Raw genomic sequence first — 15,515 nt, 5'->3', positions numbered from 1 at the left:
GATGTCTATTAACGTACCGATCGGAAAAGCGAGTAAACGCCAGACGAAAAAATTTACGTTTCCTCATATTTATGTCATCTTGTTTGCGTTTGTCACCATGATGGCTATCGCCTCTTTGTTCGTACCAGCAGGAGAATACGAACGAGTCGAAGGACCGATGGGAAGACTGATGATTAATCCAGAGGTGTTTTCCTTTATTGAAGGAGAACAAATAGGCATCATGGGTTTCTTAACAGCGATTCCCAATGGAATGGTAGGAGCCGCACCTGTAGTCTTTTTCACGTTTATGATTGGTGGAACGTTCATGGTGCTCAATCGAACAGGAATTATTGCCTACGGTGTTGATCGGCTAACGAGAACGTTTATGAAACAAAAGGTGATGGTCATTCCGGTTCTCGTCGTCACCTTTTCCATGATTACTGCGTTTATCGGTACACCGGAACTGAGTTTAGTCTATGTGCCGATTTTAATTCCTTTAATGATCAAGCTTGGATACAATCGGATGTTAGCTACAGGGATCGCCCTCACGTCGACGACAGGAGGTTTTTTAGCTGCTCTGACCAATCCAGGGACTGTCGGCTTGTCTCAGCAAATTGCGGAATTGCCCATTTATTCAGGGGTCGGCTTTCGTTTAATGGTTTTAGCAACGATTGTGCTATCAAGTGTGATATTTTTAATGTTTTATGCAAAAAAATTAGAGAACCACCCAGAACAAATGGAATATAAAGAATTAGTCAGTGATGAAAAAGAAAAAACATATGAGATAGGCTCCCGCGGGAAAGTAGCTGGCTTCATTGTCATTCTTATGTTCATCGGAATGATTTACGGTGTCTTGAACTTCCAGTGGGACTTTATCGGGCTGGCCGGTTACTTTTTAGCGATGGGGATCATTGTCGGTCTTGTGGCTGGGCTAAGTGGAAATGAAATTAGTGAAGCGTTTAATCAAGGCTTTCAACACGTATTAATGGGTGCAATGATCATTGGAATTGCCCGCGGGGTCTCGATCATTATGGAGCAGACGCAAATGATTGATACGATCATTTATGGACTATCCCATGCGATCAGTAGCTTGCCGTCTTCCATTACGGTATTAGGCATGCTTGTGACGCAAGGATTGTTTAACTTTTTCGTTCCATCAGGTAGTGGACAAGCCTTAATTACGATGCCAATCATGATTCCGTTAGCTGATCTTGTTGGAACGACAAGGCAAACCGCCATTCTTGCCTTTCAAATCGGGGATGGGCTATCTAATATTATCTTTCCAACGTCAGGGTATTTTGTTGCGACATTGGCAGCGGCTAAAGTGTCCTACGGAAAATGGGTAAAATTTATTTTCCCATTACTTATAGCTTGGTTTACGATCGGCTGCTTTTACTTAGTCATCGCCCATGCGATTAATTGGGGTCCATTTTAATAATTGGTTAGGCCAAAAATCAATGAACGGACTCAAGGAAAGAAAGATATATTCTCTTCTCCTTTTCATATATAATGGAAGAAGGAGAGATCCATTTCCTTTATATTCACCGAAAAGAGGTGGTCCCTTGGTTCGTTCTGTCTATTATTACGCGGTGATGTTTATCACGCTCGTCATGATGATTGGCGGAGCTGTCGCAGTGGCCATGAACATGACAGATCTCGTTGCACCAACCCCGTATTACATGAGTTTTCACGACTACAAAATGGTGAATCAAGAGCGAGAAGGCGAAATAGAAAAAACAGATGCCCAGCTTATGGAAGAATATGAGTTAGAACAGGAACGAGAAAAAGCGATGGAGCGACAGCGCGCAATTAACAGTTTGTTGAAGAACGCTGCGTGGATCGTCATTCCGTTGCCATTTTTCGTGATCGCCAGAAGACGGGCTAGCCGGAGAAACGAATAAGTACAGATGCTAGTCACACAGACACAATCATCGTCTGAAGTAGGGGCTTAGAGGGAAGCGGAAGAAAGTGTCCGCCATTAAGGCTTGGTGGTTTTCCATTCGAATATAACTAATTCGTAGAGACCATTTTTGAGTGTTGAACACGGTTGCTAATATTGCATCTCCGACTAGCATCCCCTACAATAGGGGAGGAGCCATCACAGGTCGTCACAAGAGATCCATTAGCAGAGTTCATCTTGCGAAAGAGAAAATCGACGAGTGTCCGGTGTAGCACCGCAATCGGTGCTTTTTTTGTGGTTATAAAAAACCAATATCTCTTACATAAGACATGACTTGTTCATTTTGTGACATGATAATTGAGAGGAGGAGATCCTGATGAAGGAAGGAAAACGTCCAAGTGAATCGCTTACGGTGATGACTGATATTGTGTTACCACCAGATACGAACTACCATGGAACGATCTTCGGTGGAAATGTCATGGCCTACGTGGATAAAGTGGCGAGTATTGCTGCGATGCGCCATTGTCGCAAGCAAGTAGTCACGGCATCGAGCGACAGCCTTGATTTCATTTCCCCTATTCGTACAGGAGAAGCGATTTGTCTTGAGGGCATTGTGACGTATACGAGAAAAACATCGATGGAAGTGTTCGTCAGAGTTGAAGCGGAGGACTTGTTAACAGGTGAACGGCGTTTAACGGCTACATCCTATTTAACGTTTGTTGCATTAGATCCAGACGGTAAACCGGCGGAAATTCCTCCTGTCGTGCCAACAACAGAAGAGGAAAAATGGCACTACGAAGGAGCAAAAGAGCGCTATGAGATTCGCCAACGGCGCCGCCAAATGCAAAAAAATCATCAACGTTAGAAAAAAGGGACTAAGACCGAATCGGTCCAGTCCCTTCATTCTCAGCCTTCCCCGTTTGTTTGGCTGACATGATTTCGCTTTTTCACTTTTTTTGACCCTGATAAAGGTTCAGGCTGTCCAGGGTTCTCGCCTTTCGGTGCATTTTTACGAATGTCTTTTGCTGTATGTCGCTCGGTCATTTCACTCTTCCCCCCTATTTCAAATAAGCTATTGGTTCTTTTTTCGCTTTTTATTGTTTTGCCTCTGAGCTTGATTGAGCGGCTCTTGTCCTATTTCCGCGTGAAATTGAGATGTTAAGCCCGCATCCTTCCCTTGAGCTTTAGCTGCGTTCATTCCAGGACGGGAATGGTTTGCTTTGCTTTTTTACGTACCATCATTTCACCTCCTACAGATAGTGTGAACCATTTGCTCCATTTTACGTACTTTGTCCGCTGTTTTTAATTTATCGTGAAAAAATTTTGAAAATCCATTTATTCTTGAAGGAAGTTTTGCTATTCTTAAGAAGGAAAAAGGTCGCAAAGGGTTAAAAGCGCTTTCTTTTTTTGCGTCAGCATCCAATTTTCCATGAGTCGTATTTTAGACAATTTTGACAGCTTACGGTATGATAGTGTTTGGAGGAGGGACTGCATATGACAAAGACAAACGATGTGTTTAATGCCAAATCTACATTCGATGTAGACGGAAAAACGTACCACTACTATTCCTTGGAAGCCTTAGAGAAGGCGGGAGAAGGTAACGTTTCCAAGTTACCGTATTCCATCAAGGTTCTTCTTGAATCCGTCTTGCGCCAATATGACGGCTATGTGATTAAGGAAGAACATGTGAAAAACCTTGCAAAGTGGGGTACTGATCAATTAAAGGATATCGATGTACCGTTTAAACCTTCACGTGTCATTTTGCAAGACTTTACAGGTGTTCCGGCTGTCGTTGACCTAGCGTCACTTCGTAAAGCGATGGCTGACATGGGAGGTTCCGCAGATCAGATCAATCCTGAGATTCCAGTTGATCTCGTCATTGACCACTCTGTACAAGTGGACAAGTTCGGAACGAACGATTCCCTTGAGTTCAACATGAACCTGGAATTTCAACGAAATGAAGAGCGTTACAAGTTTTTAAATTGGGCGAAGAAAGCATTTAACAATTATCGTGCTGTACCACCGGCAACCGGAATTGTTCACCAAGTAAACCTTGAGTATATTGCAAACGTTGTCCATGCGAACGAGCAGGATGGGGAAACAGTTGCGTTCCCTGATACTCTTGTAGGTACTGATTCTCATACAACGATGATTAACGGGCTCGGGGTTCTCGGCTGGGGTGTTGGCGGAATTGAAGCTGAGGCAGGAATGCTTGGACAACCGTCCTACTTCCCAGTTCCAGAAGTAATTGGCGTCAAATTCACAGGAACTTTACCGAGTGGAACGACAGCAACAGATGTTGCCTTAAAAGTTACACAAGTGCTTCGCGAGAAAAAAGTAGTTGGAAAATTTGTGGAATATTTCGGTCCAGGCCTTGCCGAAATGCCGTTAGCAGACCGCGCGACAATTTCGAACATGGCACCAGAATACGGAGCAACATGCGGATTCTTCCCAGTTGATGATGAAGCGTTAGATTACATGCGTCTCACCGGTCGTTCTGAAGAGCAAATCAAGCTTGTAGAAGCTTATTGCAAAGCTAATGGCCTCTTTTATGTGCCTGGTGAAACACCAGACCCAACGTACACAGACGTTGTTGAAATCGACCTTTCAAAAATCGAGGCAAACCTTTCCGGTCCAAAACGTCCGCAAGACCTTATTCCTCTTTCAAAAATGCAAGAGGAGTTCCACCGTGCGGTTGTGGCACCACAAGGAACACAAGGCCTTGGGTTAACAGAAGATGAATTTAATAAAGAAGTGAAAGTCTCGTTTAAAGACGGTCGTGAAACAACCATGCGCACAGGTTCGATTGCGATTGCAGCGATTACAAGCTGTACGAACACGTCAAACCCATACGTGCTAATCGGAGCAGGGCTTGTCGCAAAGAAAGCGGTTGAGCTTGGTCTAGATGTGCCTGAATATGTTAAAACGTCGCTTGCTCCTGGTTCAAAAGTCGTAACAGGATATCTTCGTGATTCTGGTTTACTTCCATACCTTGAGCAAATTGGCTTTAACATCGTTGGTTATGGCTGTACGACATGTATCGGAAACTCCGGTCCTCTCGAGGATGAAATTGAAGAGGCGGTTGCCGCTAACGATTTAACCGTGACATCTGTTCTCTCAGGTAACCGTAACTTTGAAGGTCGGATCCATCCGCTCGTCAAAGCGAACTATTTAGCATCACCGCCGCTTGTTGTTGCCTATGCTCTTGCAGGTACGGTTGACATTGATTTATTAAACGATCCAATTGGAAAAGACAAAAATGGCAACGATGTTTTCTTTAACGACATTTTCCCGTCCGCTGACGAAATTAAGAAAGTCGTTGAAGAAACAGTTACACCTGAATTGTTCCGTAGAGAGTACGAAAATGTCTTTACGAGCAATGAACGTTGGAATGAAATCGAAACAACGGATGAACCGCTTTATAAGTGGGATGATGATTCAACATATATCCAAAACCCACCGTTCTTTGAAGATCTTTCACCAGATCCAGAAGAAATTAAACCACTTTCTGGTTTGCGTGTCATCGGTAAATTTGGAGATACAGTGACGACTGACCATATCTCTCCAGCAGGAGCGATTGGTAAAAATACACCAGCTGGTCAGTACTTAATTTCGAAAGGGGTAGAACCGAAAGACTTCAACTCCTACGGATCTCGTCGTGGTAACCATGAAGTCATGATGCGCGGAACGTTTGCAAACATTCGAATTCGCAACCAAATTGCCCCAGGAACTGAAGGTGGTTACACGACTTACTGGCCAACGGGAGAAGTCACAAGCATTTATGATGCTGCGATGCGTTATAAAGAGGAAGGTACAGGTCTTGCCATTCTTGCAGGGAAAGATTATGGTATGGGTTCCTCTCGTGACTGGGCAGCGAAAGGTACGAACCTTCTCGGCATTAAAACGGTTATTGCTGAAAGTTACGAGCGTATTCACCGTAGCAACCTCGTCCTTATGGGTGTTCTTCCGCTTCAATTTAAGGAAGGCGACAATGCTGAGTCTCTTGGCTTAACAGGAAAAGAAACATTTGAAGTCCACATTACAAACGATGTGAAGCCGCGTGAAACGGTAAAGGTTGTAGCAACGGACGAAGCGGGCAACAAAACAGAATTTGATGTTCTCGTACGCTTTGACAGTGAAGTGGAATTAGATTACTACCGTCATGGTGGAATCTTACAAATGGTTCTTCGTAACAAATTTACCCAAATCAAAAAGTAATGTGTGATTTTAGCTCAGCTCTCTATAGAGGGCTGAGCTTTTTATATTCAATTGACACATTCTTTATTAACCTCGATAAAGAAAGAGCGATAAGCTAAGTTTATTTTGATAATTTCACGTACTATATTATAAAAACAAACGAAATGTTACACAATAACGGGAGAGAAAAAGGAGTGAAGCCCCATGAATCAACCAACCAATAAAAAAGTAAAAAATCAAGAGCAAGGCAAAGAGAAAAAGTCGCGTCCTATCCCCACATATGCCGAGATGGAGGTAGGGAAAATGGGGATGAAAAACAAAGCGGACGAAGACGCATTTTTTGCAAAGGAGTAAATAACAGTATGTTTGACTTTTGGCAAGGGACAGAAACCTTACCGTTGTATGGGTTTATTATTCGTGCGCTTATTGTCTACTTGTATATTTTTTTAATCGTAAAGGTTCTTGGACAGCGCTCTATGAGCTCAATCGATGCACTTGATTTTATTTTTGCCGTCGTCATCGGGGATGTTTTAGGTGAACCTCTTGTTGATGGAGAGTTACCAATGGCAGGACCGGTCGTTGCTGCGGCTATTATCTCAGGATTGCATTTAATGCTTTCGATAATCGCTTTAAGAACTCCACGATTTCGACGAATTATTGAAGATGAGCCGATTATTATCATGCGTCATGGACAGATTTTGAAGGAACAACTTCGTAAGGCGAAAATAACCGTCGACGAACTTCTAATGGGTCTTCGTCAAGCAGGAGCGACTGACTTGAATGAAGTGGATTATGCGATTCTCGAAATGAATGGAGCGATTAGCGTCATTAAAAAATCTCAATATGACGCGTTAACACCAAATGATATGGGACAGCACCCTGAGGATAAAGGATATCAGAGTGTGTTAATTGAAGATGGGCGGATCGTCCATGCAAATGTAAAGAAAGTTGGTAATCTCAATTGGTTGAGAGAAAAATTAGCTGAATATGGAGTGACTCAGCAAGATGTCTTCTTAATGACGATTGATGAGACACAATCCATTTATTTGAGCAGAAAATAAGTCCATAGCACGTGCAAAAATGTATACTTTTCCACCTCATTTGCCATACTGTTTAAAAATGAAAGAGGTGGAAACATGAAAAAAATCAGAAAATTGTCATTTCAAGAGTTAGTTTCAGAAAACAGAGATCAGCTTTTAAATGATAAAGAGGCGATGGAGAAAATCGAGGAGCGATGGGAGCAGCGACATATAAGTAAAAAATTGCACGGATAGAAGAAAGACCTCCTTCAAAATCTAAAGAACAAAAGGAGGTGCTCATATGGCGAAGATGAAACATGGTTCTGCCCAGTTTCGCCCAGATCACTTAGGAACCCAGCCGAGAAAGTCAGATGCCAATAAAGGGAAAAAGATGAACACAAAAGGGAATGAGAACCCCCAATACATCCCTCCGAAAGGTTGAAATAGCAGCCTTGACCGCAAAAAGCGATCAAGGCTGCTATTTTTTGTAGGGGAATTGTTTGTTCCTGTCGGTTATTTACTATAAAAAAAGCTTGTTTTCCATACAAAAACACGAAATAATAGGGACAGTCCTCTTAAATTCAAGGGAGTGTAGATGGTGACGAACAGAAAGAACAAACAGAGATGGGCCATCCTTTTCTTGCTATATTTAATCGTTGTCTTATATATAACGTTATTTGCATGGAACTATGGAGCTTCCCTTGGACCAGAAGGGCCTGGAGGGCGAAATTACAACTTAGTGCCGTTGCGGAGCATTTATCGCATTTCTGTGTTCAGTCCAGATATATGGGATCCGATTCGTATTTTGCTCGGAAATGTGTTGTTGTTTATCCCGTTTGGGTTTTTATTACCGATGGCAGTAAAAAAAATCCACAAGCTGAAAACAATTGTAGGGCTTGGTTGTTTATTTAGCCTATTCATTGAAACGAACCAATTTTTGTTCACGTATCGAGTGGCGAACGTGGATGATGTCATCTTGAATACGGTTGGAGCTTGGATTGGTGCTGTTCTGTATATTGTCTTTGCTTTTTTTGCTACGCGAATTCACTATATTGCTCCTAGTGACAACAAACGGAAACATTATATATGACAGAGCTCCCAATAGCCGGATAGGCACGGGAGCTTTTTAACTATATATTAGAGACAAACGGTCAAATATTTGCTTGTTTTTGCAGAGCCACTCGTTGCCACGCTCGATATCCTATCCAGACGATAAGGAGAAAACTACTGTAGAAGAGGGCAATCCAAAGGAGCTGGGATGGGTTTGTCGCAATCGAGTTCCCTACAACAGCAAACAAGATCATCGATGGCACTTTCCCAAGAGAAGAAGCGATGCTGTAGTTTATAAACGAAACGCGGCTTAGCGCGGAATAAATGTTAACAATGATTGAAGGAATGATGGGGATTAGGCGTGTAATAAATATGGCCATAAAGGCATTTTTTTCAAACATGGCGGTTACTTTTGTTACTAGGTCCGAGCGTCGGATCAGCGAAAGCCCCCAATCTTGATAGCCATACCGAACAAACATGAACATAATGATCGATGCGAGCGAGGAACCGATCCATGTGACCGCGCTTCCAAGGAACGGGCCGTAGGCTGCTCCAAGAACACCGCCAATGATTGGATATGGAATGATCGGGAAAAGAGCAAGTAACGTGGCAATGATCACGGTCAAGAAGATGAAACGAGCACCACCTTGTTGAATCCATTCGAGCAACCATTCTCCATAAAGGTAAATGAGTGCTGCTATGACCCCGTAGCTTATAAGAATGAATAGTTTTTTTACCATTTCTTTTACACCTACTTCATTGTTCATGAACAGTTCCATTGTCGCATAAATTGTGGGATGTAGGGAACGATTCACGGTTTTGTCACATTTCTAAAAGGGGGGACCGTATGCAAATTCACGTGGTGCAAGAAAATGAGAGTGTATTTTCGATCGCGAATCTGTACGGTGTTAACGCGAATGAGTTGATCATGGCCAATGAAATCCCGAACCCTGACACGCTCGTTCCAGGTCAAACAATGGTCATTCCGATTGTCGGACGCTATTACTTTGTACAGCCGGGCGACAGCTTGTATTCGATCGCTAGACGGTTTAATACAACGGTAGAGCAAATTGCGCAAATCAATCAGCTAAATGTTAACGAACCGCTCCAGCCAGGCTTACGTTTGTATTTGCCACCACAGCCGAAAACGGAAATCGAAGTCAATGGCTATATTGAACCGAGGCCTCCTCTAGAAACGGAACCTCGAGTCATTTCACGAATAGGTCCATGGCTCACATACGTTTCCGTCTTTAGCTATCAAGTGACAAGGGAAGGAGAATTGATACCGGTTCCAGATGAGCCGTCCCTTGAAGCAAGTGCACTTTTTGCCATTGCTCCTGTTCTGGTCATAACCAATATCGAAGGTGATAACTTTAATCCAGAACTCGGGGAAGCTATTTTGCAAAGTGAGGCGTTGCAAGATAAAGTGCTAACAGAAGCGATCTCCGTCATGGAAGAAAAAGGGTATCGGAGCCTAAATATCGATTTTGAGCACTTACGACCAGAAGATCGTGAGCCTTATAATGCTTTTTTGCGAAAAGCAGCAGACCGGCTTAGAGCCACAGGTTATACGTTATCGACAGCACTTGCGCCAAAAGTGGGTCCAGAACAAGTTGGGGCGTGGTATGAAGCCCATGACTACCCTGCTCACGGAGAAATTGTTGACTTCACAGTGCTCATGACATATGAATGGGGATGGAGTGGCGGACCGCCCATGGCTGTTGCTCCGCTCGACCAAGTGCGGCGTGTTGTTGAATATGCAGTATCAGTGATGCCTGCAAATAAAGTGATGATGGGCATCCCGCTCTACGGCTATGACTGGACTTTGCCGTATGAGCCAGGAGGCGAATTTGCCCGAGCGATTAGTCCGCAAGAAGCGCTTCTAATTGCCGCTCGGTACGGGGCAACGATTCAATATGACGAAACGGCCCAATCTCCTTTTTTTACGTATCGGGACGTGGAAGGACGAGATCACGAAGTTTGGTTTGAGGATGCACGGAGTATCGAAGCAAAATTTCAACTTGTTAAAGAGCTTGGCCTTCGCGGGGTGAGCTATTGGGTGTTACGCATTGAAATTCCGCAAAACTGGTTGCTGATCCAAGAGCATTTCAGCGTACGGAAAATATGAATGTTTAGGCAAAGTCACTTGCCTTTTCTTTCTCCTAAAGATTTGGTAAGCTATGAAAAGCATATGGAATCATTCGTATTTTAGGAGGAAGACATGAGATTACGTACGTTAAGTATGATGCTTGTTTTATGGTTAATAATCCCAACTTCAACCGTTTACGGTCACTCATATGTTTCATCGTCCGAGCCAGAGGACGGAGAAACGGTGACAGACTTAGTTGACAACATCCATCTCTATTTTGATGGTGGGATTGAATCACCAAGTTCAGCTCAAGTCTTTGATCAGGACGGGCATGAACATGAAGTGGCTTCGATTGATCTAGGGGATCAAGAAATGGTGATCGTCATGGAAACCCCGCTAGAAGCGGGTGTTTATACAGTGGAATGGACAGTTCTTGGCTCGGATACTCACGTAACAGAAGGGAGCTTTTCTTTTACTGTGGAAGCTGTCAGTGAGGAGACTGAGCCGGTAGAGGAAGCAACAGAAGGTGAAGGCGATAATGAGCCAGAGCAAAGCGAAGAACCAGTAAATGAAGAGACTAGTCCTGAAGATGAGCGTCCATTAGCGGAAGGCAACCATGTTCGCTTCATTTTGCCTTTCGTTGGGACTGTTTTGCTAATAGCTATTGCCATCGTTATCAAGCAATTACGGAGAAGAAAGTAACATGCTTAGTGGTATGAGCGGTGGGATGTTATTTATCGTATTCGCATGGCTGATAGGTCATGCGGTCCTTAGGATCGTTCCGACTGCTTACAAACCTGTGCTGATGGTTCGTTCAAGAGGAATCGCTCTAGCGCTAAGTGCGATCCCTCTTCTCCTTGCTTATCAACTTTATGAAGTGGTAAGGGTTGTTCAATCACAATTTTCCCTTAGCTTTCAAGAAGCAGCCAGCACGGTTATCATTCAGCATCCAGTTGGCCAGAGCTGGTTCGTTGTTTTTACGGTTACTGTTTTCCTAGGTGTCCTGCTCTTGTTTCCAGAGAAGCGAGTCACCGCTAATCTCTTTTTTGTCGGTGTATTGTTACTGATTGTTTCCGTTAGCTGGGTTAGTCACGGCACGGCACTCTTAGGGTGGCAAGGTTTTGTTTTAAATACGAGCCACTTGCTTGCTAGTGCCGTTTGGATCGGAACGTTATTAATGGTCGGTTGGGGGGCTCGACCTTTAACCGATGGTTTAAAATTTCATCGCTGGTTTTCACTCATGGTTGTATGTGCAGTTGCGGTCCTTAGTGTGTCGGGGCTCTTGTTGATGAACGATATTGTTCCTGAGTACGTCCCGTCTTGGGCGTTAACTTACGGTCAATTTTTGCTCATGAAACATCTGTTGTTTCTCCCATTGCTTTTGTTTGGCCTGCGCCACCTTCTTTGGTTGAGAGCGGAAAAGCCTCTTTCTGTTGTGCAACGTTCCATTCGGATTGAATCTGTCGTTGGATGTGTTGTTTTCTTTTTGTCTGCTTTCATGACAAGACAAACACCTCCCCATGAAGTGGCTGAAACAATGCAAGTGGAACCGCCAGCATGGTCATTTTTGCTCTTTCATCCAGAAGGCCTGTCTGTGTTTCAGCAGTTGACTCTAAGCCCGACAGGCCCGGGAATTGCATGTTTGATTCTCGCAATGATCGGGCTTGCCGTTAGTGTCTTGTCGTTGCGCCGTCATTCACTATTCGTCTTTACGACGAGTGGCTTAACGATATCACTCCTTTTATATGTTGGGCTCATGCTGAGTGTCACGCCCGTCAGTATTCTCGTGGATGAAACAAGATATCCAACGGTGGAAGCGGCCATTCAAGCAACGTACGAAGATAAGACGAGTATCGACATAGTATTAGAGGATGAGACCGAAGAGACGACGACCGTTATTTACACGGTCAATGCCCATGATTTTGTCATTGAGAAATTAGGTATTGATTCGGAAACAGGTGATTTTTATCGCTTGCCAGCAGCTATGCTGACTGTGGGTGGGACGTCTGTGTATGACGAACCAATGAAAATTCGCACCTTCCAAGTGACGGATGGTCAATGGAAGCAGACGGGTAGCAACTACACATATGTGACATTCGGAATGATTCAGGAACCAAAGGAAACGGTCCGCCTGCAATTACACTATGAGGATGGTTCCTACGTAACAGAATTGACGAATGGCGTGTTCTACCATGTCTATCAGTCTGATGTTGAAATGAGTCAGCCAGTGATCGATTTCCTTGCAGAGGATGGAACGAAGGTTGATCAATTCTTGCCAGCAGGTGTTGAACAAGGGGTTTATTGCCATTAAGAAAGGTGTAAGAAGGTAGGCTCATTATGTATGGGCTTGCCTTTTTCATTTCACTATAACGGTAAAAATTGCTACACTTATACTATATGTCGGTGAGAGAGCAGGACAAGCTGCACGATCACAAATGAAAAGAGATAATGGTTGCTGGTGGAAGTAGAAAGGAACAGAGCGATGTGTCAAAACGAACGAACAATCGAACAATTTGAAGCCGAGTTGCAAGCGTTTTTGAATGGAACGAAAGTATTTTCTGAAGCGAGGGGCTTGCAATGGCTTTCGTGGTTAGAAGAAAATGAGCAGTACACAAAGGGAAAAGCCGATTTATTGGCTTTAATCGCAGGTGCACGTTTGCAGCGTAAAGGAGAAGCGGATAAGCGAACGAAGCAGTGGCTAGATGAAGGGCTCAACCTAGAACCTGAGAACCCGCGATTGTTGACATTGGAACTTCAGCAAGTGATTGAGGCGATAAGAGATCTTCCTCTACCCGCCACGTTCCCAACGATTCGTGAGACGGACCACGGGACGGTTAAAAAGAAAACAGCCCTCCGTTATTTTGAGTTGGCGGAGCAATTTTTTGAGCATGAGTCTTCTTACCGAAAGGCTCTTGATCATGGCCAACAAGGGGCAGAGGCTACCGGGGATGAACATAAGAAACAGGCGTTTGTGCAATTAAACAAGCTCTTTACCTCACTTCGGGAACCACTTCTGTTTATTGTGAAGGCTACAGAAGAGTATGCTCATTCAGTAAGCGGGGTGTATTATTCGAAAAGTCAGTTTCAGCAGATCCGCCAAGCTGTTGAGGAAATTGAAGCCCTTCATCGTGAATGGACACAGGTAATCGCCCAAATGGAAGAGGAAGCACGACCCCCTTCTTCTCCACTAGATGAACTAGAAAAGATGGTCGGTTTAGAAGATGTGAAGCGCAGGGTTCACCATCATTATCAATTTTTAAAATATCAAGTGGAACGGAAAAAAGCAGGCTATCAATTTCTCGATGAGATGAGCCTGCATATGATCTTAACGGGAAATCCAGGGACTGGGAAAACGCGGCTTGCGCGATTATTTGCCCAACTCTATTATGAGCTCGGCTTGCTAGAGCGCAATGAAGTGTTAGAAGTAGATCGCTCCCAGCTTGTAGGCGGGTTTGTCGGTCAATCGGAAGAAAACACGAAGGCGCTCATCGAAAAAGCGGCAGGCGGTGTGCTTTTTATCGATGAAGCTTACAGTTTGAAGCGTGAAGGGGCTTCTGGTAATGATTACGGACAAGCGGTGATTGACACGCTTGTAGCTGCGATGACGAGCGGGAAGTATGCAGGGACATTCGCGCTCATTTTAGCTGGCTATCCTGTAGAAATGGAGCAATTTCTCCGTTCCAACCCTGGCCTACGCAGCCGTTTCCCTGAGCAAAACCAAATTCATCTCTCCGATTACTCGATCGACGAGCTTCTACTGATTGGGGAGCAAGTGGCTCTTGATAATGATTTTACGTTGACTGACGGTGCTCGCCTAGCGTTAAAGCAACGGATTGAAGAGGCGCAAGTCGACGAATCATTTGGAAATGGCCGAACGGTAAAAAATATCGTAATGAACGCAATTTTTCAAAAAGGAGCCAAGGTTCAGCTAGATCAAGCCCATGTGGAGGATTTCGCTTTGCTAACTAGAGCGGACTTTTTGCAGGAAGATGACGAGCAGAAAGAAGAGGGAGCCATCGATCGTCTTGAGCAACTGATCGGCTTGGCTGACGTCAAGCGTGAACTGAAACAGTTGACTTCGTTTGCTAAGGTCCAGCAAATGAGGAGAGACAAAGGAATGACGACGATCCCTATTCAGCTTCACTCGATTTTTTCAGGCAATCCTGGAACAGGGAAAACGACGGTGGCTAAGCTGTTTGCCGAGGCATTACAGGAGATTGGGTTATTGAAGCGGGGCCATGTTTCCATCGTTAGCCGAAGTGACCTCGTTGCAGGCTTTGTCGGGCAGACGGCGCTAAAAACGAAGGAGCGGATTCGTGATGCCCTCGGGGGTGTTTTGTTTATTGATGAAGCGTACAGCCTGTTTAAAGGAGGACAAGACTTCGGAAAAGAAGCAGTGGACACCCTTGTCGATGAAATGACGAAGCAAGGGGAAAACCTCGTCGTTATTATGGCCGGCTATCCAAAGGAAATGGAGGAGCTCCTTACGGCTAACCCAGGGCTAAAAAGTCGGTTCAAAAAGGTGTTCACGTTTGCTGACTATACGAAAGCAGAGCTTCAAGCGATGATTGACTATCACAGCGAACAATATGGCTATCATCTGGATGAAGAAGCAAGACGTCAAGTTGGACAACTTCTTCCTGAATCAGGCCATCCAAGCAATGGCCGCTTTGCTGTCGACCTGTTAGAGCGGGCGATCCAACGGCAAGCGATACGAATCACAGAAATAGAAGAAGACATTAGCGAAGAACAGTTAATGACATTAACGGGAAGGGATTTTATAGAAGAGAAGGGAGGCGACGTCAGATGAAAAGGCCGTTTGTAACAAAAACAGCCATTGACGTGCGATACGCGGAAACAGATCAAATGGGCGTTGTACATCATTCAAATTATTTCATCTGGTTTGAATTAGGGCGTGGTGAACTCATTAAAGAAATGGGGTTTCATTATGCGGATATGGAAAAGGACGGGGTATTATCACCAGTTGCCGATATTCATGCTTCTTATAAGCGTCCTGTCCACTACGGAGAAACGGTGACGATCCATACGTGGGTGGAGCAATATGATGGTTTGCGGGTGGTATATGGCTATGAGGTGGTCAATGGAGAAGGTGTGACATGTGTAACAGGCTCAAGTACGCACGTCTGTGTGAAGAAAGATACGTTCCGACCTATTGCCATTCGTAAACACTTTCCCGCGTGGCATGAAGCGTATTTGCGAATCACGGCTAGCGAATAAAACAAAAACAGCGATGCAATACTAGGGTTAATGGCAAATGATT

General features: G+C 44.3%; 16 protein-coding genes and 1 pseudogene. 14 read left to right on the top strand and 3 right to left on the bottom strand.

The window, feature by feature from the left end:
* The first annotated feature begins 1 nt into the window (after position 1).
* The 3 genes from FED51_RS11810 to FED51_RS11800 all read left to right on the top strand — a co-directional run bounded on the left by FED51_RS11810 (position 2) and on the right by FED51_RS11800 (position 2,744).
* Positions 2-1,414, top strand: a complete 1,413-nt coding sequence (locus FED51_RS11810; protein ID WP_053431015.1) for a YfcC family protein — start codon at positions 2-4, stop codon at positions 1,412-1,414.
* 127 nt (positions 1,415-1,541) lie between these two features.
* A complete protein-coding gene (locus tag FED51_RS11805) occupies positions 1,542-1,880 on the top strand; it encodes a hypothetical protein (protein ID WP_053431016.1) in 339 nt (112 codons plus the stop codon).
* Between the two features lie 375 nt (positions 1,881-2,255).
* Positions 2,256-2,744, top strand: coding sequence for an acyl-CoA thioesterase (locus FED51_RS11800; RefSeq protein WP_053431017.1), 489 nt, complete (start codon positions 2,256-2,258; stop codon positions 2,742-2,744).
* A gap of 41 nt (positions 2,745-2,785) precedes the next feature.
* Here the strand turns inward: FED51_RS11800 and FED51_RS11795 are convergent, their stop codons facing one another.
* Together FED51_RS11795 and sspO are read right to left on the bottom strand one after the other, a co-directional pair.
* Positions 2,786-2,923: a small acid-soluble spore protein P gene (locus FED51_RS11795; protein WP_010898457.1), complete on the bottom strand. Its 138-nt coding sequence runs from the start codon at positions 2,921-2,923 to the stop codon at positions 2,786-2,788.
* A gap of 28 nt (positions 2,924-2,951) precedes the next feature.
* Positions 2,952-3,107: pseudogene (gene sspO / locus FED51_RS11790) on the bottom strand (small acid-soluble spore protein O); the annotation flags it as partial.
* A 266-nt stretch (positions 3,108-3,373) separates the two neighbouring features.
* Here sspO and acnA point away from each other — a divergent pair.
* The 6 genes from acnA (at position 3,374) to FED51_RS11765 (ending at position 8,185) form a co-directional block, all read left to right on the top strand.
* Entirely contained in the window at positions 3,374-6,097 is a 2,724-nt protein-coding gene (gene acnA, locus FED51_RS11785) for an aconitate hydratase AcnA (protein ID WP_053431018.1), read from the top strand.
* 183 nt (positions 6,098-6,280) lie between these two features.
* Complete coding sequence (locus FED51_RS21145) at positions 6,281-6,430, top strand: hypothetical protein (protein WP_010898454.1); 150 nt, start codon at positions 6,281-6,283, stop codon at positions 6,428-6,430.
* Positions 6,431-6,438: 8 nt separating this feature from the next.
* Positions 6,439-7,137, top strand: coding sequence for a DUF421 domain-containing protein (locus FED51_RS11780; RefSeq protein ID WP_053431019.1), 699 nt, complete (start codon positions 6,439-6,441; stop codon positions 7,135-7,137).
* 75 nt (positions 7,138-7,212) lie between these two features.
* Entirely contained in the window at positions 7,213-7,350 is a 138-nt protein-coding gene (locus FED51_RS11775; protein WP_138090543.1) for an FbpB family small basic protein, read from the top strand.
* A 46-nt stretch (positions 7,351-7,396) separates the two neighbouring features.
* The gene (locus tag FED51_RS11770) at positions 7,397-7,537 is read left to right on the top strand and encodes an acid-soluble spore protein N (protein WP_010898451.1); all 141 of its coding nucleotides are present in this window, start codon (positions 7,397-7,399) and stop codon (positions 7,535-7,537) included.
* Positions 7,538-7,690: 153 nt separating this feature from the next.
* Positions 7,691-8,185, top strand: a complete 495-nt coding sequence (locus FED51_RS11765) for a VanZ family protein (RefSeq protein ID WP_050768979.1) — start codon at positions 7,691-7,693, stop codon at positions 8,183-8,185.
* Between the two features lie 61 nt (positions 8,186-8,246).
* Here the strand turns inward: FED51_RS11765 and FED51_RS11760 are convergent, their stop codons facing one another.
* Positions 8,247-8,885 (bottom strand): TVP38/TMEM64 family protein, encoded by a 639-nt coding sequence (locus FED51_RS11760; RefSeq protein ID WP_010898449.1) that lies wholly within the window; start codon positions 8,883-8,885, stop codon positions 8,247-8,249.
* 107 nt (positions 8,886-8,992) lie between these two features.
* Here FED51_RS11760 and FED51_RS11755 point away from each other — a divergent pair, with 107 nt between their 5' ends.
* From FED51_RS11755 to FED51_RS11735, 5 genes are all read left to right on the top strand, one after another.
* Positions 8,993-10,273, top strand: a complete 1,281-nt coding sequence (locus tag FED51_RS11755) for a glycoside hydrolase family 18 protein (protein ID WP_010898448.1) — start codon at positions 8,993-8,995, stop codon at positions 10,271-10,273.
* A 93-nt stretch (positions 10,274-10,366) separates the two neighbouring features.
* The gene (locus FED51_RS11750) at positions 10,367-10,936 is read left to right on the top strand and encodes a copper resistance CopC family protein (protein WP_010898447.1); all 570 of its coding nucleotides are present in this window, start codon (positions 10,367-10,369) and stop codon (positions 10,934-10,936) included.
* Position 10,937: 1 nt separating this feature from the next.
* Positions 10,938-12,545 (top strand): copper resistance D family protein, encoded by a 1,608-nt coding sequence (locus FED51_RS11745; protein ID WP_053431020.1) that lies wholly within the window; start codon positions 10,938-10,940, stop codon positions 12,543-12,545.
* 171 nt (positions 12,546-12,716) lie between these two features.
* A complete protein-coding gene (locus FED51_RS11740; protein WP_053431959.1) occupies positions 12,717-15,044 on the top strand; it encodes an AAA family ATPase in 2,328 nt (775 codons plus the stop codon).
* The gene (locus FED51_RS11735; protein WP_010898444.1) at positions 15,041-15,472 is read left to right on the top strand and encodes an acyl-CoA thioesterase; all 432 of its coding nucleotides are present in this window, start codon (positions 15,041-15,043) and stop codon (positions 15,470-15,472) included. Before FED51_RS11740 ends, FED51_RS11735 begins: the two co-directional genes overlap by 4 nt.
* The last annotated feature ends 43 nt before the right edge of the window (positions 15,473-15,515 follow it).

The organism is Halalkalibacterium halodurans (assembly GCF_005671335.1).
Lineage (GTDB): Bacteria > Bacillota > Bacilli > Bacillales > Bacillaceae_D > Halalkalibacterium > Halalkalibacterium halodurans.
This window is presented reverse-complemented; position numbering and strand designations above follow the sequence as displayed.